The organism is Paludibacterium purpuratum, assembly GCF_004363805.1.
Taxonomy (GTDB): Bacteria; Pseudomonadota; Gammaproteobacteria; order Burkholderiales; family Chromobacteriaceae; genus Paludibacterium; species Paludibacterium purpuratum.
This window is the reverse complement of sequence record NZ_SNZP01000006.1, coordinates 176,858-194,110: the sequence shown is the minus strand read 5'-3', so window position 1 is coordinate 194,110 and position 17,253 is coordinate 176,858. Positions and strand designations below refer to the sequence as shown.

The 17,253-nt window shown below is 63.9% G+C and carries 15 protein-coding genes; 12 read left to right on the top strand and 3 right to left on the bottom strand.

The window, feature by feature from the left end; genetic code table 11:
* Positions 1–13: 13 nt before the first annotated feature.
* Positions 14–1,735, bottom strand: a complete 1,722-nt coding sequence (locus DFP86_RS09155) for an IlvD/Edd family dehydratase (RefSeq protein WP_133680389.1) — start codon at positions 1,733–1,735, stop codon at positions 14–16.
* Positions 1,736–1,845: 110 nt separating this feature from the next.
* Positions 1,846–2,805 (bottom strand): LysR family transcriptional regulator, encoded by a 960-nt coding sequence (locus tag DFP86_RS09150; RefSeq protein WP_133680387.1) that lies wholly within the window; start codon positions 2,803–2,805, stop codon positions 1,846–1,848.
* A 114-nt stretch (positions 2,806–2,919) separates the two neighbouring features.
* Here DFP86_RS09150 and araD1 point away from each other — a divergent pair, with 114 nt between their 5' ends.
* From araD1 to infA, 8 genes are all read left to right on the top strand, one after another.
* Positions 2,920–3,924 carry an AraD1 family protein gene (araD1, locus tag DFP86_RS09145; RefSeq protein ID WP_133680385.1) on the top strand — a complete coding sequence of 335 codons (1,005 nt, stop codon included), beginning with the start codon at positions 2,920–2,922 and terminating at the stop codon, positions 3,922–3,924.
* On the top strand, positions 3,921–5,360 hold the full coding sequence (locus tag DFP86_RS09140; RefSeq protein WP_133680383.1) for an aldehyde dehydrogenase family protein: 1,440 nt from the start codon (positions 3,921–3,923) through the stop codon (positions 5,358–5,360). The genes araD1 and DFP86_RS09140 overlap by 4 nt, the downstream gene beginning before the upstream one ends.
* A gap of 112 nt (positions 5,361–5,472) precedes the next feature.
* A complete protein-coding gene (gene chvE, locus DFP86_RS09135) occupies positions 5,473–6,531 on the top strand; it encodes a multiple monosaccharide ABC transporter substrate-binding protein (RefSeq protein ID WP_133680381.1) in 1,059 nt (352 codons plus the stop codon).
* Positions 6,532–6,644: 113 nt separating this feature from the next.
* Positions 6,645–8,189, top strand: coding sequence for a multiple monosaccharide ABC transporter ATP-binding protein (mmsA, locus tag DFP86_RS09130; RefSeq protein ID WP_133680379.1), 1,545 nt, complete (start codon positions 6,645–6,647; stop codon positions 8,187–8,189).
* Entirely contained in the window at positions 8,182–9,369 is a 1,188-nt protein-coding gene (gene mmsB / locus DFP86_RS09125) for a multiple monosaccharide ABC transporter permease (protein WP_133680377.1), read from the top strand. Before mmsA ends, mmsB begins: the two co-directional genes overlap by 8 nt.
* Positions 9,366–10,292, top strand: a complete 927-nt coding sequence (locus tag DFP86_RS09120; RefSeq protein ID WP_166642211.1) for a 2-dehydro-3-deoxygalactonokinase — start codon at positions 9,366–9,368, stop codon at positions 10,290–10,292. The genes mmsB and DFP86_RS09120 overlap by 4 nt, the downstream gene beginning before the upstream one ends.
* 11 nt (positions 10,293–10,303) lie before the next feature.
* Entirely contained in the window at positions 10,304–10,954 is a 651-nt protein-coding gene (locus tag DFP86_RS09115) for a 2-dehydro-3-deoxy-6-phosphogalactonate aldolase (protein WP_133680372.1), read from the top strand.
* 295 nt (positions 10,955–11,249) lie between these two features.
* Positions 11,250–11,510: a translation initiation factor IF-1 gene (gene infA, locus DFP86_RS09110; protein ID WP_133680370.1), complete on the top strand. Its 261-nt coding sequence runs from the start codon at positions 11,250–11,252 to the stop codon at positions 11,508–11,510.
* A gap of 103 nt (positions 11,511–11,613) precedes the next feature.
* Here infA and DFP86_RS09105 read toward each other — a convergent pair whose 3' ends face one another.
* The gene (locus tag DFP86_RS09105; RefSeq protein WP_133680368.1) at positions 11,614–11,817 is read right to left on the bottom strand and encodes a cold-shock protein; all 204 of its coding nucleotides are present in this window, start codon (positions 11,815–11,817) and stop codon (positions 11,614–11,616) included.
* 399 nt (positions 11,818–12,216) lie between these two features.
* Here DFP86_RS09105 and DFP86_RS09100 point away from each other — a divergent pair, with 399 nt between their 5' ends.
* The 4 genes from DFP86_RS09100 to DFP86_RS09085 all read left to right on the top strand — a co-directional run bounded on the left by DFP86_RS09100 (position 12,217) and on the right by DFP86_RS09085 (position 17,117).
* The gene (locus tag DFP86_RS09100; RefSeq protein ID WP_133680366.1) at positions 12,217–12,936 is read left to right on the top strand and encodes a TetR/AcrR family transcriptional regulator; all 720 of its coding nucleotides are present in this window, start codon (positions 12,217–12,219) and stop codon (positions 12,934–12,936) included.
* On the top strand, positions 12,933–14,369 hold the full coding sequence (locus tag DFP86_RS09095) for an efflux transporter outer membrane subunit (protein ID WP_133680364.1): 1,437 nt from the start codon (positions 12,933–12,935) through the stop codon (positions 14,367–14,369). Before DFP86_RS09100 ends, DFP86_RS09095 begins: the two co-directional genes overlap by 4 nt.
* 82 nt (positions 14,370–14,451) lie before the next feature.
* Entirely contained in the window at positions 14,452–15,585 is a 1,134-nt protein-coding gene (locus DFP86_RS09090; protein ID WP_133680362.1) for an HlyD family efflux transporter periplasmic adaptor subunit, read from the top strand.
* A gap of 8 nt (positions 15,586–15,593) precedes the next feature.
* Positions 15,594–17,117 (top strand): DHA2 family efflux MFS transporter permease subunit, encoded by a 1,524-nt coding sequence (locus tag DFP86_RS09085; protein WP_133680360.1) that lies wholly within the window; start codon positions 15,594–15,596, stop codon positions 17,115–17,117.
* Positions 17,118–17,253 lie beyond the last annotated feature (136 nt).

The following is a 17,253-nucleotide window of genomic DNA, read 5'->3' as shown; positions in this document are numbered from 1 at the left end:
ACCTTTGCTCGTGTCAGTGGGATTCGCGCGGTACTGGGGCGCCGCTGCCGCCCACTAGGAAATCGAGATCCGCGCCCAAATGGGCTTGTTGCACGTGATTGACGTAGAGGCGATACCAGCCGCGTTCGGGCTTGGCCGGCGCCACCCATTGTTGTCGCCGCCGAGCGAGTTCGGCCTCGTCGACGTGCAGATGCAGCTTGCGTGCCGGTACGTCCAGTTCGATCAGATCGCCGTTCCGCACCAGCGCCAGCGGGCCGCCGACGGCGGCCTCGGGCGAGGTGTGCAGCACCACGGTGCCGTAGGCGGTGCCGCTCATCCGCGCGTCGGACAGGCGCACCATGTCGGTGATGCCCTTTTGCAGCACCTTGGGCGGCAGTTGCATGTTGCCCACCTCGGCCATGCCGGGATAGCCTTGCGGCCCGCAGTTTTTCAACACCAGCACGCAGTGTTCGTCGACATCCAGTTCTGGATCGTCGATGCGGGCGTGATAGTCGTCGATGTCCTCGAACACCACCGCGCGGCCGGTGTGGCGCATCAGGGCCGGCGTGGCGGCGGAGGGTTTGATCACCGCGCCGTCCGGCGCCAGGTTGCCCTTGAGCACGGCGATGCCGGCATCGGGTTTGAACGGCTCTTGCAGCGGGTGGATGACGTCGCGGTTGTAGCAGGGCGCCTCGGCGCAGTTGGCGACCAGGGTACGGCCGTTGACCGTCCGCGTGTCGGCGTTGAGCCGGGGGGTGACTTCTCGGATGACCGCCGGCAGGCCGCCGGCGTAGTAGAAGTCTTCCATCAAGTATTTGCCCGAGGGCTGCAGGTTCACCAGGCACGGCATCTCGTGCCCGAGCGCGTCCCAGTCCTCCAGCGTGAGCGGCACGCCGATACGGCCGGCCAGCGCCAGCAGATGGATGACCGCGTTGGTACTGCCGCCGATGGCGGCGTTGATGCGGATGGCGTTCTCGAATGCCTGGCGGGTGAGGATTTTCGACATGATCAAGTCCTCGCGCACCATCTCGACAATGCGGCGGCCCGTGAGTTGCGCCAGACGGTTGCGTTGCGCATCCACCGCAGGAATGGCGGCGTTGCCCGGCAGCGACATGCCCAGCGCCTCGACCATGCTGGCCATGGTCGAGGCAGTGCCCATGGTCATGCAACTGCCCTTGGATCGCTGCATGCACGACTCGGAAGCAACGAACTCCTCCATGGTCATCTGGCCGCCGCGCACCATTTCCGACATCATCCACACGCCAGTGCCGGAGCCGACATCCTGGCCGCGGAACTTGCCGTTGAGCATCGGACCGCCGGACAAACCGATGGTGGGCAGGTCGCAGCTGGCGGCGCCCATCATCAGCGCCGGGGTGGTCTTGTCGCAGCCCATCAGCAGCACCACGCCGTCGATGGGGTTGCCGCGGATGGACTCCTCCACATCCATACTGGCCAGGTTGCGGAATAGCATGGCGGTGGGGCGCAGTTGGGTTTCGCCCAGCGACATGACCGGGAACTCCAGCGGAAAGCCCCCCGCTTCGTAGACGCCGCGTTTGACGAATTCCGCCAGTTCGCGGAAGTGGCCGTTGCATGGCGTCAATTCCGACCAGGTATTGCAGATGCCGATCACCGGGCGGCCATCGAACAGATCGTCGGGGTAACCCTGGTTTTTCAGCCAACTGCGATGCATGAATCCATCCCGGTCCTGCTTGCCGAACCAGCCCTGACTGCGTAACGGCTTTTTTGTTGTGGTCATGATGCGTTCCTTGGGTTCGCACGCGTTTGTGCATGATGGGCTGCATCTTAATCAGGGCTTGCGATGTTGTTCCAATGAATAAATCGGCTCAATAGATATTAAAAAACATATCAATTGGCCGGGGCGGCGGGATAGATCTCGGCGGCGACCTCCTTGAGCGCTGTCAGTACGATGTCGGCGCCGGGCGACAGGCGCTGGTCGCGCCGGGTGATGAAGCCGAACTCGTCCATTTTGCTGGGCAAAGCCAACGGCAGGATCTTCAGCATGCCGTAGCGGCCGTAATGGTCGGCAAGGCGCTGGGCGATCGCCGCCAACATGTCGGTGGACTCCAGGAGTGCCGTGGTCATCAGTTGCGCGGCGGTTTCCACCACGTTCATCGGCGGCTCGAGGTTTTGCTGACGGAAGGCCATGTCGACGCGATGGCGCAACACGCTGCCCGCTGGCGGCAGGATCCAACCCATGGCGGCCACGTCGCGCAGGCTCAGGCGGGGCACGCCGAGTAGCGGGTGTTCGGGACGGCAGGCGATGGCGATCGGCTCCTCGGCGATGCGTTCATAGATCAGATTGGTCTTGTCGTGTTGCTGCAGCAGGCGGCCGATGACGATGTCGAGCTTGCCGGTCAATAGCCGCGGCAGCAGCATGTCGCTGGTGTCGACCGCGACGTGAATGTCCAGTAGCGGGTACTGCTGTTTGACGCGGGCGATCGTGCGCGGCACCAATTGGGCGCCCGGGTCGGTGATGGCGCCGAGCCGTACCTGGCCCATGCGGCCCGACTTGAGCGCGCCGATCTCTTCCTGGGCCTGGTTTAGGTTCGACAGCACCATGCGCGCGTGCCGGATCATGATTTCGCCGTACCAGGTGGGTCTCATGCCGCGCGGCAAGCGTTCGAACAGGGCGACGCCCAGCGCATCCTCCAGTTCTTTCAGTAGCTTTGAGGCCGCCGGCTGGGTCATCAGCAAGGCCTCGGCGGTGCGATGGATATTGCGCTCCTCGTCCAGTGCCACCAATAGCAGCAATTGGCGCGTTTTCAGTCGGGCTCGGATAAACCAATTGGAATAGCTGCCTGCCATCTTCCCGCTCCTGTGATATCTATTTTGCTATTGATCTTAGTCATTATTTCATTAGAAGCATATCTTTCTGTCGGATAGCATGCAGCAGACATAGATCTCGTGCGGAAGGTGATCATGCTGTTGATTCAATATCTAGATCGGGGACGACTGCCCTGTGTCGGGTTGCTGTCGGAGGATGGCGAGCAGTGCCGCCCGGTGCTCGGCGCGGCGTCTTGTTATGACTTGGCCTGGGCCGCCATTGCCGCCGGGCGCGACCTGGCCGCCGAGCTGTCGACGCGCCGGCTGGGCGAACCGGTGGCCTTCGCCGAGCTTGCACAGGCCAGGTCGCTCTTGCCGCCGCTGACGCACGCGGACGCGGCGCATTGCCACGTCACCGGTACCGGGCTGACGCATTTGGGTAGCGCCGCCACGCGCGACCAGATGCATCAGGCTCAGGCCGAAGCCGACGGCAAGGCGCCAACCGACAGCATGAAGATGTTTCAGTGGGGCGTGGCCGGCGGCAAACATAGCCCCGGCAGGCCCGGCACACAACCGGAGTGGTTCTATAAAGGCGACGGCGGCATTGTCGTCGCACCCGGACAGCCGCTGCCGTCACCCGATTTCGCCCTCGACCACGGCGAGGAGCCCGAGCTCGTGGGGCTGTACCTGATCGGCCCAGACCGCCGCCCTTATCGGCTGGGCTTCGCCGTCGGCAACGAGTTCTCCGACCATGTGACCGAGCGGCAGAATTACCTGTATCTGGCTCATTCCAAGCTGCGGCCTTGCGCCATCGGTCCGGCGCTGCGTGTCGGGCCGCTGCCGGCGGACTTGACCGGCGAGAGCCGCATCGAGCGTGGCGGCAAGGTGTTGTGGCAGCGGACGTTCCTCACCGGCGAGGCCAATATGTGCCACAGCATCGCCAACCTGGAATATCACCACTTCAAATACGCACAGTTCCTGCGGCCGGGCGACGTACACCTGCATTTCTTCGGCACCGCCACGCTCAGCTTCGCCGACGGCGTGCACGTCGAGTCGGGCGACACCTTCGAGCTGCGGCTGCCGGGCTTCGGCCCGGCGCTAAGGAACACGGTGGCATTGGCGCCGACCCATTTCTCCATCGAAGCGGTGGTGAGCCTATGAACCTGCCTGTGTATCGCAACTACATCAACGGCCGCTGGGTGCACGGTTCCACCGTGGGCTTGGATGAGAACCCGTCCGAACTCGACGCGCCGGTGGGCGAGTATGTGCGCGGCAGCGTCGCCGATGCCGAGGAGGCGGTGGAGGCGGCCGCCGCGGCGCAGTCGGTGTGGGCCGATTGCGGCGTGCAGCGCCGCGCGGACATCCTGGACGCGGCCGGTACGGAGCTGTTGGCGCGCAAGCAGGAGCTGGGGCTGCTCTTGGCGCGCGAGGAGGGCAAGACCCTGCCGGAGGCGGTGGCCGAGGTGGCGCGCGCCGGACAGATTTTCAAGTTCTTCGCCGGCGAGGCGTTGCGCATTCCGGGTGAGAGCCTGGCCTCGGTGCGGCCGGGCGTCGAGGTGGAGATCCGGCGCGAGCCGGTCGGCGTGGTTGGCCTGATTACGCCGTGGAATTTTCCCATGGCCATTCCGGCGTGGAAGATCGCACCGGCGCTGGCCTACGGCAATACCGTGGTGTTCAAGCCGGCCGAGCTCGTGCCGGGCTGCGCCTGGGCGCTGGCGGATATCTTGCATCGCGCCGGGGTGCCGGCCGGGGTGTTCAACATGGTGATGGGCAGCGGCCGCCAGGTGGGGCAGGCCCTTGTCGCCCACGCGCAGGTCGACGCGGTCAGCTTTACCGGCTCGACCGCAGTCGGACGCCAGATCCGGGACAGTGCCGGGCGGCGCGGCGCGCGGGTGCAGTTGGAGATGGGCGGCAAGAATCCCCTGATCGTGCTGGACGACGCCGACTTGGAGGTTGCCGTCAATGCCGCCGTCAACGGCGCCTTTTTCTCCACCGGCCAGCGTTGCACCGCGTCTAGCCGCCTGATTGTGCAGCGGGGCATTCACGACCGGTTCGTGCAGGCGGTCAAGCAGCGCCTGTCGACGCTCAAGGTGGGCAACGCGGTGGCGCAGGGCGTGGAAATGGGCCCGGTGGTGGACGCCAAGCAGTTGCAGACCGATCTGGACTACATCCGCGCCGGGGTCGAAGAGGGCGCCAAGCTGCTGTATGGCGGCGACATACTGCCGCTCAGCCCGCGCGGGCATTACCTACAACCGACATTGTTCGCCGGCGCGCCGTCGATGCGCATTGCCCGCGAGGAAATCTTCGGGCCGGTGGCGGTGGTTTTGCCGGTCGGCTCTTTCGAACAAGCGATGCAATTGGCCAACGAGACCGAATTCGGCCTGTGCGCCGGCATCTGCACTCAGTCGTTGAAACTGGCCAGCCAGTTCAAGCGCCAGGCGGCGGCCGGCATGGTGATGGTGAACCTGCCGACCGCCGGCGTGGATTATCACGTGCCGTTTGGCGGGCGCAAGGCCTCCAGCGCCGGGCCGCGCGAGCAGGGGCGCCATGCCGTCGAGTTTTATACCACGGTGAAGACGGCCTACACCGCCGCCTGAATCGGGTTGTTGGGTCGTAAGGCCGTACCCGTCCCGCTTGCGGGGCATGAGGCAGTTCGCAGCCCGGTTGTGGCCGGCTGCACACTAAATAGAACAGACAAAGGAGATGACCATGAAACGACACGCCCTAGGCCTGCTGCTGGCGGCCGCCACCCTGATCCCTAGCTTCGCCCACGCCGCCGAGAAGGGGCTGGTGGCGATTTCCATGCCGACCAAGTCGTCGGCGCGCTGGATCTCCGATGGCAACAGCATGGTGAAATTCTTGCAGGAGCGGGGCTATCGCGCCGATCTGCAATACGCCGAGGACGATATCCCCAACCAACTGGCGCAGATCGAGAACATGATCACCAAGGAACCGAAAGTGCTGGTGGTCGCGCCGATCGACAACAAGTCGCTGACCGACGTGCTGAGCAAGGCGGCGAGCAAGGGCATCAAGGTGATTGCCTATGACCGCCTGATCCGCGACAGCAAGAACGTCGACTACTACGCCACGTTCGATAATTTCCAGGTGGGCGTGCTGCAGGGCGGGTATATCGTTCAGGCGCTACACCTGAAAGACGGCAAGGGGCCGTTCAATATCGAACTGTACGGCGGTTCGCCTGACGATAACAATGCCTATTTCTTCTACAACGGCGCCATGTCGGTGCTCAAGCCGTATATCGACAAGGGCAAGCTGGTGGTGCGTAGCAAGCAGATGGGCATGGATAAGGTGTCGACCCTGCGCTGGGACGGCGCCACCGCCCAGGCGCGTATGGACAATCTGCTCAGCGCCAACTACGGCAATGCCCACCTCGACGCCGTGCTGTCGCCGTACGACGGCATCAGTATCGGCATCCTTTCCTCGCTCAAGGGCGTGGGCTATGGCGGCGCCGGCAAGCCGATGCCGGTGGTGACCGGTCAGGATGCCGAGCTGCCCTCGGTCAAGTCGATCCTGGCGCATGAGCAAGCCTCCACGGTGTTCAAGGACACCCGCCAACTGGCGCGCGACACCGTCGGCATGATCGACACCATGCTGAGCGGCCAGAAGGTGCCGGTCAACGATACCAAGACCTACAACAACGGCGTCAAAGTGGTGCCGGCCTTGCTGCTCAAGCCGGTGAGCGTCGATATCGGCAACTGGAAGCCGGTGCTGGTCGGCAGCGGTTACTACCGGGAAAATCAGATTCACTGACGCCTTGCGCGATCCCAGGTCCGCCGCCGGCCGCGTCATGACGATGCAGCCGGCGGCGGTGGTTGACGCAGATCCGGGCCGGTTGGGCCGGACCCATCCGCATAGGTGGCAGAGTGGAAGCGATTCTGGAAATGCGCGACATCACCAAGGAATTCCCCGGTGTCGTCGCCTTGAGTCACGTTAATCTCAATGTTCGCGCCGGCGAGATTCATGCCATCGTCGGCGAGAACGGCGCGGGCAAGTCGACCTTGATGAAGGTGCTCAGTGGGGTCTACCCGCACGACTCCTATCGCGGCGATATCGTATTCGATGGCCAGGTGCAAGCGTTTGGCGGCATCGCCGACTCCGAGCGCCAGGGCATCATCATCATTCACCAGGAGCTGGCGCTGGTGCCGCAGTTGTCGATCGCCGAGAACATTTTTCTCGGTAACGAGCCGGCGCGATGCGGCGTGATCGACTGGGCATACGCCCATACCCGTACTCGGACCTTGCTGGACAGGGTGGGGTTGCGGGAGTCGCCGACCACGCCGGTATCCGAATTGGGCGTGGGCAAGCAGCAACTGGTGGAAATCGCCAAGGCGCTGTCCAAGAACGTGCGGCTCCTGATTTTGGACGAGCCGACCTCCAGTCTGAACGAAACCGACAGCGACGCCTTGCTGGACTTGCTGCTGGAGCTGCAGCGCGAGTCGGGGGTGACCTGCATCCTGATCTCGCACAAGCTCAACGAAATCGCCAAGGTGGCCGATCGCATCACCGTCATCCGCGACGGCGCGGTGATCGAGACCATGGATTATGCGGAAGGCGACATCAGCGAGGGCCGGGTGATTCAGCGCATGGTGGGGCGGGAGATGTCCGACCGCTATCCGCGCCGCACGCCGAAGATCGGGGACGTGGTGTTCGAGCTGCGCGACTGGCGCGTCCAGCATCCGGCGCATCCGGATCGGCTGGCGATCAAGGGTGTCGACCTGGCGGTGCGTAAGGGCGAGATCGTCGGCATCGCCGGCTTAATGGGGGCGGGCCGCACCGAACTGGCCATGAGCGTGTTCGGCCGTGCCTACGGCAAGCATGTCGGCGGCGAGGTGCGGCTGCATGGCCGTGCGGTGGATGTCAGCACCGTGCGTAAGGCCATCGACCACGGTATCGCCTACGTCACCGAGGATCGCAAGGCCTTGGGGCTGATTCTGCACGACGACATTGTGCGCAATATCACCTTGCCTAATCTCGACCGGGTGTCGAGGCACACGGTGATCGACCGCGGACGCGAGTTCCGCGCGGCGGAAGACTTTCGCGCCAAGCTGAAGATCCGTTCTTCCGGCGCGACCCAGCCGGTGATGGATCTTTCCGGCGGTAACCAGCAGAAAGTGGTGCTGAGCAAGTGGCTGTTCTCGCAGCCGGAAGTGTTGATTCTGGACGAGCCCACGCGCGGAGTGGACGTCGGCGCCAAGTACGAGATCTACACCATCATCAGCCAGTTGGCCGCCGAAGGAAAATGCGTGCTGATGATCTCGTCGGAGATGCCGGAACTGTTGGGGATGTGCGATCGCATCTATGTGATGAACGAGGGGCGGATGGTGGGCGAGTTCACCGCCGCACAGGCCTCGCAGGAAAATATCATGGGCGCCATCGTGCGTGCCTCGGGAGTAGCTAACTATGGATGAGACGGTTGTCATGCCCGCCGAGAAAAAACACTACGGCGGTTTCTTGCGCAAGAACCTGCGCGAATACGCCATGTTCCTGTCGTTGCTGGCGATCATGCTGTTCTTCCAGGTCAAGACCGAAGGCACGCTAATGATGCCGCTGAACCTGACCAATCTGCTGCTGCAGAACAGTTACATCGTCATCATGGCGCTGGCCATGCTGCTGGTGATCGTGGCCGGCCACATCGATTTATCGGTAGGGTCGGTGGCCGGCTTCATCGGCGCGCTGGCGGCGGTTTTGATGGTGCAGTATCAGCTGCCGGTCGCGTTGGCCGCCGTGCTGTGCCTGCTGGTTGGCGCGCTGATCGGCGCGGCGCAGGGGTATTTCGTTGCCTACCACCGCATTCCCGCTTTCATTGTCACCCTGGCCGGCATGCTGGTGTTCCGCGGCTTGACGCTGACGCTGCTGGATGGCCAGTCGATCGGCCCGTTCCCAGAGTTTTTCCAAAAACTCAGCTCGGGCTTCATCCCCGAGTTCATCGAGCCGCAAGGGCTGCGGCTGACCTCGCTCCTGATCGGTGCCGCGGTGGCGCTCTCGCTGTTGGCGCGCGGCATCCGCCACCGCCAGGCGCATCTGCGCCATGGCATGGAAGACGAGCCGGCGCCGTTCTTCTGGCTGAAGATGCTGGCCATTACTGTCTTCATCTTGTTTTTCAGCTACAAGCTATGCGATTACAAGGGGCTGCCAAACGTGCTGATCATCATGGGCGCGCTGGTGGCGGTCTACCACTTCGTCACTAATCACACCACCTTGGGCCGACGCGTCTACGCGTTGGGCGGCAACGAAAAGGCGACCCGCCTGTCAGGCATCGACACTCGTCGACTGGCCTTCTACACCTTCGTCAACATGGGTGTGCTGGCGGCGCTCGGCGGGCTGGTGTTCGCTGCGCGGCTGAACACCGCGACGCCCAAGGCCGGGCTCGGCTTCGAGCTGGATGTGATCGCCGCCTGCTTCATCGGTGGCGCCTCGGCCTCGGGTGGCGTGGGCAAAGTGATGGGGGCGGTGATCGGTGCCTTCATCATGGGGGTGATGAACAACGGTATGTCTCTGCTGGGCATCGGTATCGACTACCAGCAAGTGATCAAGGGACTCGTGTTGCTGGGGGCGGTATGGGTGGACGTGTATTACAAGAACAAATGACGCCGGCCGCCTTGATCGGGGTGGACTGGGGCTCCAGCAACGCCCGCGCCTTTCTGTTCGGTCGCGACGGCGGCGTGCTGGCGGAACGCGCCGCCGCTATCGGCATTGCCCATCACCAGGGCGAGGCTTGTGCTGGCGTGCTGGCCGACTGGCTCGGCGATTGGCTGAACGATTGTCCCGCCCTGCCGCTATTGCTGTGCGGTATGGTCGGTAGCCGCAACGGCTGGCGCGAATGCGGCTATCTGCCGACGCCGGCTTCCCTGGCCGATTTGGCCGCCAGCCTACACGCTTTCGACTGGCGGGGGCGCCAGGTGGCGATTGTGCCGGGCATCAGCCATGACAATCGTCGCGATGGCTTCCGCGACGTCATGCGCGGCGAGGAAACCCAGATCGCCGGCTTACCGGCGGTCTGTCCGCGGTTCGAACAGCTGGATTGGCTGCTGACGCCGGGCACGCACTGCAAGTGGATCCGGCTACGCCAAGGCGGCATCGCCGAGTTGGCCACCTATATGACCGGCGAGATGTACGCGCTGTTGAGCCGGCATAGCTTGCTGGCCGGGCTGATCGTCGAGGGCGACTGGCGGTCCGAGCCTTTCTTGCAGGGTGTGGAGGCGGCGGTGGCGCACCCGGACTGGCTGCACCAGCTGTTCGGCGTGCGCGCCCGCGGTGTGTTGGACGCCATGCCGGCCGAGGCGTTGACGTGGTGGCTATCCGGCTTGTTGATCGGCTATGAAATCCAGGCCGGTCTCGCGCGCGCCACCGACACGCCGGTTCGGCTATGCGGCATCGTTGCCGCGCCGCGCCTGGCGCACTGCTACGCCACCGCACTGCGGTCGTTCGGCGTCGATGCCGTCTGTATCGACGGCGACCAGGCTGCCGCGGCCGGTTTATGGTCGTTGGCCCGGCAGGCAGGGTGGTTATGAAGGGGAAAGCGATGGACAAGGTAGGCGATCCGCCGCTGAGCCTGGCGGCCGCCATGGCGGCGTTGCCGCTAGTGGCGATTTTGCGCGGCATCACGCCAGACGTGGTCGAGCCGGTGGCCGAGGCGTTGTATCTGGCCGGCTGGCGCATGGTCGAGGTGCCGCTCAACTCGCCCGAGCCGCTGGAGAGTATCCGCCGCCTGGCCGCGCGCTGGGGCGGGCGCATGCTGATCGGCGCCGGCACGGTGTTGTCCGCGGTTCAGGTGGGGGCGGTGGCGGCGGCGGGTGGCCGGCTGATCGTGGCGCCCAATCTGGACTTGAATGTGCTGGCGGCAGCGCATGACCAGGGCTTGGTCACGTTGCCGGGAGTGCAGACGGCCAGTGAGTGCTTCACCGCGCTGCGCCACGGCGCGCATGGGCTCAAGCTGTTTCCCGGCGAGGCGGTGCCGCCGTCCGCGCTCAAGGCGCTGCGCACCGTGCTGCCGGCCGAGGCGCGCATGTTGCCGGTGGGCGGCGTGACGTTGGAGAGCGTGCCGACTTGGCTTTCCGCCGGCGCGGATGGCTTCGGCATCGGCGGCGCGCTCTTCCGACCGGGGCAAGCGTTGGCCGAGACCCGCGAAAAGGCGGCCGCGTTTGCCGCGGCCATGCGTGAGCGTTTCCTGTGAGTTGGCCCGCCGTTTGGCGCGCCCATGAAAAATGGTTGAGCACTTGCTCAAGGTCGGGAGAGCGGTGGGTGCCTTGCCCCCGCTGTATTAAACGGTATTTAAAAAATTGACAAATCAATGATGTGGCATGCAAGATGCCACCATCTCTTCAAGGTGGCACGCCCGACCGCTGCCTGCCTCGCCTTAACTGCTGTCGTTCCGTACAGCACTTTCCGCCCAGGTTTACGAAGTCATCAACTACGCTGGCGTGTGTTCGTACGCGCTTGGCTCGCTACTTTTTCGTATTGGAACTACTGTGTCAAAAGAAGACATGATTGAACTGGAAGGCGTCGTTATCGAGATGTTGCCGGAATCCCGCTTTCGAGTCCGACTAGACAACAACGTGGAAATTCTCGCTTATGGCTCCGGCAAAATGAAACTGCACCGTATTCGTGTGCTTGCAGGGGATCGTGTCACTGTTGAAATGTCGCCCTATGACCTCACCAAGGGGCGAATCAATTTCCGACACCCAACAGCCAAGCTAGAGCATATGGCGCCAAGAAGGCCCAGACGTTAACAGCCACGCGCAGCGTGCTGGCTATAAGGTAAATAACTGAAAATAAATCGCTATTAATAAAAAAAGCCCCATGTGGGGCTTTTTATTATTGCAGAGGCAATGCTTACAGCGGCTGGATAGCGGTTGCAGCCGGGCCTTTTTGGCCCTTTGCTCTGGTGAAGCTCACTTTTTGGCCTTCATGCAGGGATTTGAAGCCATCCGCACGAATCTCGGAGAAGTGAGCGAAAAGATCATCGCCGCCATTGTCCGGGGTAATAAAGCCAAAACCTTTGGCGTCATTGAAAAATTTAACGGTACCTGTTTCCATAATGCACTCCTTGTTTCAGTAAGAGCAATACAATTGCCAGAAAGCATGATAGTCAAGGAATAGATATGGAAACAAAGAAGACCAACTTGGTGGGCAACGAGGTATCGATAGATATGGCACTTGAAAATCCTGCTGAGGCATTCTACTTGCCAATTGATAATCTGTCAATGGTGGTGTTTTGATCTTGAAATTTTTACCAAGTTTGTTGTTATGAGGTAACAAAGCAGTCGCTGCGTCTGATTAGGCCGCCTGTATTTGTCCCTCCGTTTCAAGCGTCCATTCTGTATCCAGTGCTGACGCCTCATTGCAAAGGCTGCGGCCGAAATCGTGCTGCCAAGCGTCAAAAGCCAAACGAACACTGTTCTTGACGAACGGTGTTCGTTTGGTTATTGTGCCGGAATGGAAAAGAAAAACTCCCCCTCTACCGTCAGCCGCCGCGCGCGGCCGGCCAAAGCGCCACTGAGCCGCGAGATCATCGTGCAGACCGCGCTCGACGTCCTCGCCCAAGGCGGCCTGGAAGGCTTGAGCATGCGCAAGGTGGCCGCGGCGCTCGATACCGGCGCGGCCTCGCTCTATGTCTACGTCGCCAATCTGAGCGAGCTGCATGGCCAGATGTTCGATGCCGCGGTTGGCGAGGTTTCGCTGGCGGCACCGGCCAACGAGACGTGGCGCGAAAAGCTCAAACGCGTGCTGATCTCCTACCTGGACGTGCTGATGGCGCGCCCAGGCATGGCGCAGCTGGCACAAGCAACGATCCCCTTCGGCCAGAACACGCTGCGGCTGGTCGAGTACATGCTGGGGCTGCTGCGCGAGGGTGGCATCGAGCAAGAGCGCGCCGCCTGGGGTTTTGACCTGCTGACGCTCTACGTCACCGCCATTGCGGCCGAACGCGGCTTTCGCGAGGCCCGCAGCGAGGTGCTGACGCACGTGAAGGCAACGCTGAGAAACATCTCCGCGGATGAGTTCCCCCACATCCATGCCACGCGCCACGCCATGACCTCGGGCGAATTCGCCCGTACTCCCTGGGCGATCGAGGTGATGATCGACGGCCTGATCCACTGCACGTTCCCACCGCTGGACACCCTCCCAGGCCAACCGGCAGAGAAGGGGCGTTCATGATCGACGCACGCTCGCCACGACGCTGGATCCTCGGTTTGCTCTGGGCCGGCCTCGGTACGATCGGACTGAACCAGACGATGGCGGCGACGGCGACATTGCCCGTGCCCAAGGCGGTCGACAGCTATGCCTCGACGCAAAGCCTGCTCTCGACGCCCTCATCCTGGCCCGGTGCGCGCTGGTGGACCCGCTATGGCGATCCGCAGCTCGATGGCCTGATCGACGAAGCGCTGGCCAATGCGCCGGATATCGCCGCCGCCCGTGCCCGCCTAACGCAAGCCGCCGCCATCGCCGGACAGACGGCCGCCGATCAGCACCCCAGCGTCACCGCCAACGCCGACGTCAGCGCCGAGAAGGCCAGCGTCAATATGCCAGCCTCGCGGCCAGGCAACTGGCAACACGCCGGGGAGGCCACGCTGGACTTCCGCTGGGAGCTCGACTTCTGGGGCCGGCAGCGTGCGCAACTGGCGCAAGCCATCAGCGAACGCGAGGCGCGGCGGGCGGAAGTCGCCCAGGCCAGCCTGACCCTGTCCTCCGCCATCGTCAGCGCTTATGCCGATCTGGCTCAGCGTTTCGCCGAGCGCGACGCGCAACAGCAAAGCACTCGCGTGCTGACACAACAAGAGGCCCTGCAACGGCAACGTGTCTCTGCCGGCATGGATAACCAGGTGGCGATGCTGCAAACGCAAAATCGCCTGGCGCAAGCCGAGGCGGAGACGGCGCGCATCGATGCCGGCATCGCCGAAACCCAGCATCAGATTGCCGCCCTGATGGGTGCCGGGCCAGACCGCGGGCAGGCGATACGGCGCCCCTCGGCCCGCATGCTGGTTGCCTACGCGTTACCGTCGCAGGTCACGCTGAACCTGATCGGACGGCGTCCCGACCTGACGGCCGCCAGGCTGAGGGTGGTGGCACACCGACAGCACATCGACGAGCGCCAAGCCGCGTTCTATCCCGATATCAGCCTGTCGGGCCTGCTTGGCTTGCAGTCGGTCGGCTTGAACGTGTTGACCCAGCGCGGGTCGCTGACCGCCAGCTATGGTCCCGCCGTGTCGTTGCCGCTATTCGATCGCGACGGATTGCGCGCTCAGCTGCGCGATGCGGAGGCGTCGTATGCCGAGTCGGTGGCGGACTACGACCGCTGCGTGGCGCAGGCGTTGCGCGTGATCGCCGACGTGGGCGCGGAGATCAACGCGCATCAGCGGATTCTTGCGCAACGGCAGGCCGCGCGAAACGCCACGGCTGCCGCGCGCGATATCGCCCGGCAGCGCTTCGCGCTGGGCATCGACGCCTATCTGGATGTGCTCGCCAGCGAACAGGACGCCATCGACAGCGAGCGCGACCTCGCGCAGCAGGAAGCGGTGGCGCTGAAATTGGACATCGCCTTGCAAAAGGCACTCGGCGGCGGCTACGCCGACCCGGCGACGCCGAACTAATCCCAAAAATTGATGACCACTTTGCCGCCACGCGCGGCAAAGCGGGATCGGTGTGCCCTCGGCACACGGAAAGGAGCTTCTCATGCCTCAGGAACACCCAACGACGGCGCCGCAAGATGGCACGGCCATGAAGGCGCTGCGCAAGAAACTGTTTCTCGCCCTGGCGGCCACGGTCGCGCTGGGCGCGGCAGCCGGCTACGGCTACTGGCGTCTGGTCGGCTCGCGCTACGTCGGCACCGACGACGCCTATGTCGCAGCGGACATCGCCCAGGTGACGGCGCAAACCGCCGGCGTGGTCAAGACTGTGCCGGTGGAGGATACGCAAGTGGTCAAAGCTTCCGACGTGCTGGCGCTGCTGGACGATAGCGATGCGCGTATCGCCGTGGAAGCGGCGGCGGCGGAACTGGAGCAAGCCAAGCGTCGGGTGAGGGGCTATCAGGCCACCGACAGTTCGCTGGCGGCGCAAACCCTGGCGCGCCAATCGGAAGTGCGGCGCGCCGTGGCGCAACTGGCCGCGGCGCAATCGGATGCGCAGCGGGCAACGGCCGAGTGGCAACGCCGCCAGGCGCTGGCCGCCACGGGCGCGGTCTCGGTGGAAGAGTTGGCCAAGAGCCAAAGCGCCATGGTGACCGCGCAAACCAACCTGACCGCCGCGCGCGCTGTCGCCAAACAGGCCGACGCGACCTACTCGGCCGCCGTGGGCACGCGTCAGGCCAATGCCACCCTCATCGACCACGCTTCGGCCGACGACAACCCAGAGGTGCTGTTGGCGCGCGCGCACTGGCAAAAGGCACAGCTCGATCTGGCGCGCACGGTGATCCGTGCGCCGGTGGACGGCGTTGTCGCCCGGCGGCAAGTCCAGCCCGGGCAATACGTGCAGGCGGGCAACCTGTTGCTCAACGTGGTGCCGTCGCGCCAAGTCCACGTCGATGCCAATTTCATGGAAGGGCAGCTGGCGCGCGTCCATGTCGGCCAATCGGTGCTGCTGACTTCGGACCGCTACGGCTCCGCGGTGCGCTATCACGGGTATGTCGAGGGCTTCAGCGGCGGCACCGGCGCCGTGTTCGCCGTCATTCCGGCGCAGAACGCCACCGGCAACTGGATCAAAGTCGTGCAGCGCTTGCCAGTGCGTATCCGCCTAGAGGTGGGGGAGCTCGCCGCCCATCCGTTGCAGGTCGGCCTGTCGATGACCGCCGCGATCGATTCGCGCTCATGAGGCCCGCCATGCCCGCCCACACGCCTCGAGACGAGACTGCCGGCAGTCTGCAGGGCTTGGCACTCTGGGCCGCGGCCTGCTTGCTTGCAATGGCCAACTTTATCGCGGTGATGGATATGACCATCGCCAATGTTTCATTGCCGCATATCGCCGGCGCCCTGGGCGTTTCGCCGACGCAAGGCATCTGGGTGATTACCGCCTATAGTGTCGCGGAAGCCATTGCCGTGCCGCTGGCGGGATGGCTTGCCGCCCGTTTCGGGCCGGTGCGCGTGCTGGTGACCGCGATGACCTGCTTTGCCGTCTTCTCGGCGCTCTGCGGCCTGTCCGTGTCGTTGCCGATGCTGGTGGGCGCCCGCGTGCTGCAGGGCCTGTCCGGCGGGCCGATGATTCCGATGGCGCAAACGCTGCTACGGCAGATTTTTCCGCGCAACAAGCTGAACACCGCCATGACCCTGTTCGCCATGACGGCCACGCTCGCCCCCATCGCCGGGCCGATGGTCGGCGGCTGGATCTGCGACCAGCTTTCCTGGCCCTGGCTGTTCTACATCACTGTGCCGATCGGCCTCGCCGGGGCCGTGCTCATCGCCAAGACGCTGCGCCGTTACGAAACGCCGAGCCAACGGCGGACAGTCGATGTCGTCGGCTTCGGCTTGCTCGTCGCCTGGGTTGCGCCGCTGCAAATCATGCTGGATCTGGGCAAGGATCATAACTGGTTCGCCTCCGCCCTGATCTGCGCCTTGGCCATCGCCGCCGCCATCGGCTTTCTGGCCTTTCTGATCTGGGAGCTGACGGAACCGATGCCGATCATCAACCTGCATGTTTTCCGCCACCGCAACTTCGCCATTGCCACCGTCACGCTCTGCGCGGTCTTCGGCGCCTTTTTCGGCGTCAACGTGATCGTGCCTCTGTGGCTGCAGACCAGCATGGGCTACACCGCCACCTGGGCCGGGCGCGCGACGGCGTGGGGCAGTATTTTCTCTCTGGTCATGGCGCCGCTGATGCCGCGCATCGTCGCCGTGGTCGACCGCCGCTGGCTGGTTTCCGGCGGGGTGGCCTGGGTGGCGGCGGTGACGATTTTCGCCCGGGCGGCCGCCACGCCCCAGATGGACTATTGGCACATCGCGTTGCCGATCATGCTCGCCGGCCTGGGCATGCCATTTTTCGTGGTGCCGCTCACCTCGCTATCGCTCTCCAGTGTCGAACCACACGAGGTCGCCTCGGCCGCCGGGTTGAATAGCTTTGTCCGCACCTTTTCCGCCGCTTTGGCCGCGTCGGTGCTGGGTACGCTCTGGGAAAGCGACACCACCGCCATTCGCGCCTCCCTGGCGGGACGGCTGCAGCCGCAGTGGCTGGCTGGGGATAGCAATCCGGATAGCCAGCGCGGCGTGCTCGATCGCCTGTTGCAAGACCAGGCGGTCACGTTGGCGACCAACCACGTCGTGTGGCTGCTTGGCTTTTCCTTCGTCGCCGGCGCCGCACTGATTTGGCTGGCGAAGCGGGATGATCACAGCGGACAGCCATTGCCGAAATGAGATCGCGACCGATCTCGTTTTTCAAGAAATCGCTATCGGAGATTTCGATACGATCGAGTCGAAAGTATTTCTTGTTCACTCCCGTTAAGCAGTGATCGTGATCAGACCCGGATGGCCGGCAAAATGGATCGCTGGC

What these genes read in the sequence shown, in the direction of transcription:
- DFP86_RS09115 (WP_133680372.1), top strand. Translation starts at nt 10,304, where the DNA reads ATGGACAAGGTAGGCGATCCGCCGCTGAGCCTGGCGGCCGCCATGGCG.
- DFP86_RS09085 (WP_133680360.1), top strand. Translation starts at nt 15,594, where the DNA reads ATGCCCGCCCACACGCCTCGAGACGAGACTGCCGGCAGTCTGCAGGGC.
- DFP86_RS09105 (WP_133680368.1), bottom strand. Translation starts at nt 11,817, where the DNA reads ATGGAAACAGGTACCGTTAAATTTTTCAATGACGCCAAAGGTTTTGGC.
- DFP86_RS09090 (WP_133680362.1), top strand. Translation starts at nt 14,452, where the DNA reads ATGCCTCAGGAACACCCAACGACGGCGCCGCAAGATGGCACGGCCATG.
- DFP86_RS09140 (WP_133680383.1), top strand. Translation starts at nt 3,921, where the DNA reads ATGAACCTGCCTGTGTATCGCAACTACATCAACGGCCGCTGGGTGCAC.
- DFP86_RS09155 (WP_133680389.1), bottom strand. Translation starts at nt 1,735, where the DNA reads ATGACCACAACAAAAAAGCCGTTACGCAGTCAGGGCTGGTTCGGCAAG.
- DFP86_RS09095 (WP_133680364.1), top strand. Translation starts at nt 12,933, where the DNA reads ATGATCGACGCACGCTCGCCACGACGCTGGATCCTCGGTTTGCTCTGG.
- araD1 (WP_133680385.1), top strand. Translation starts at nt 2,920, where the DNA reads ATGCTGTTGATTCAATATCTAGATCGGGGACGACTGCCCTGTGTCGGG.
- chvE (WP_133680381.1), top strand. Translation starts at nt 5,473, where the DNA reads ATGAAACGACACGCCCTAGGCCTGCTGCTGGCGGCCGCCACCCTGATC.
- mmsB (WP_133680377.1), top strand. Translation starts at nt 8,182, where the DNA reads ATGGATGAGACGGTTGTCATGCCCGCCGAGAAAAAACACTACGGCGGT.
- DFP86_RS09120 (WP_166642211.1), top strand. Translation starts at nt 9,366, where the DNA reads ATGACGCCGGCCGCCTTGATCGGGGTGGACTGGGGCTCCAGCAACGCC.
- DFP86_RS09150 (WP_133680387.1), bottom strand. Translation starts at nt 2,805, where the DNA reads ATGGCAGGCAGCTATTCCAATTGGTTTATCCGAGCCCGACTGAAAACG.
- DFP86_RS09100 (WP_133680366.1), top strand. Translation starts at nt 12,217, where the DNA reads ATGGAAAAGAAAAACTCCCCCTCTACCGTCAGCCGCCGCGCGCGGCCG.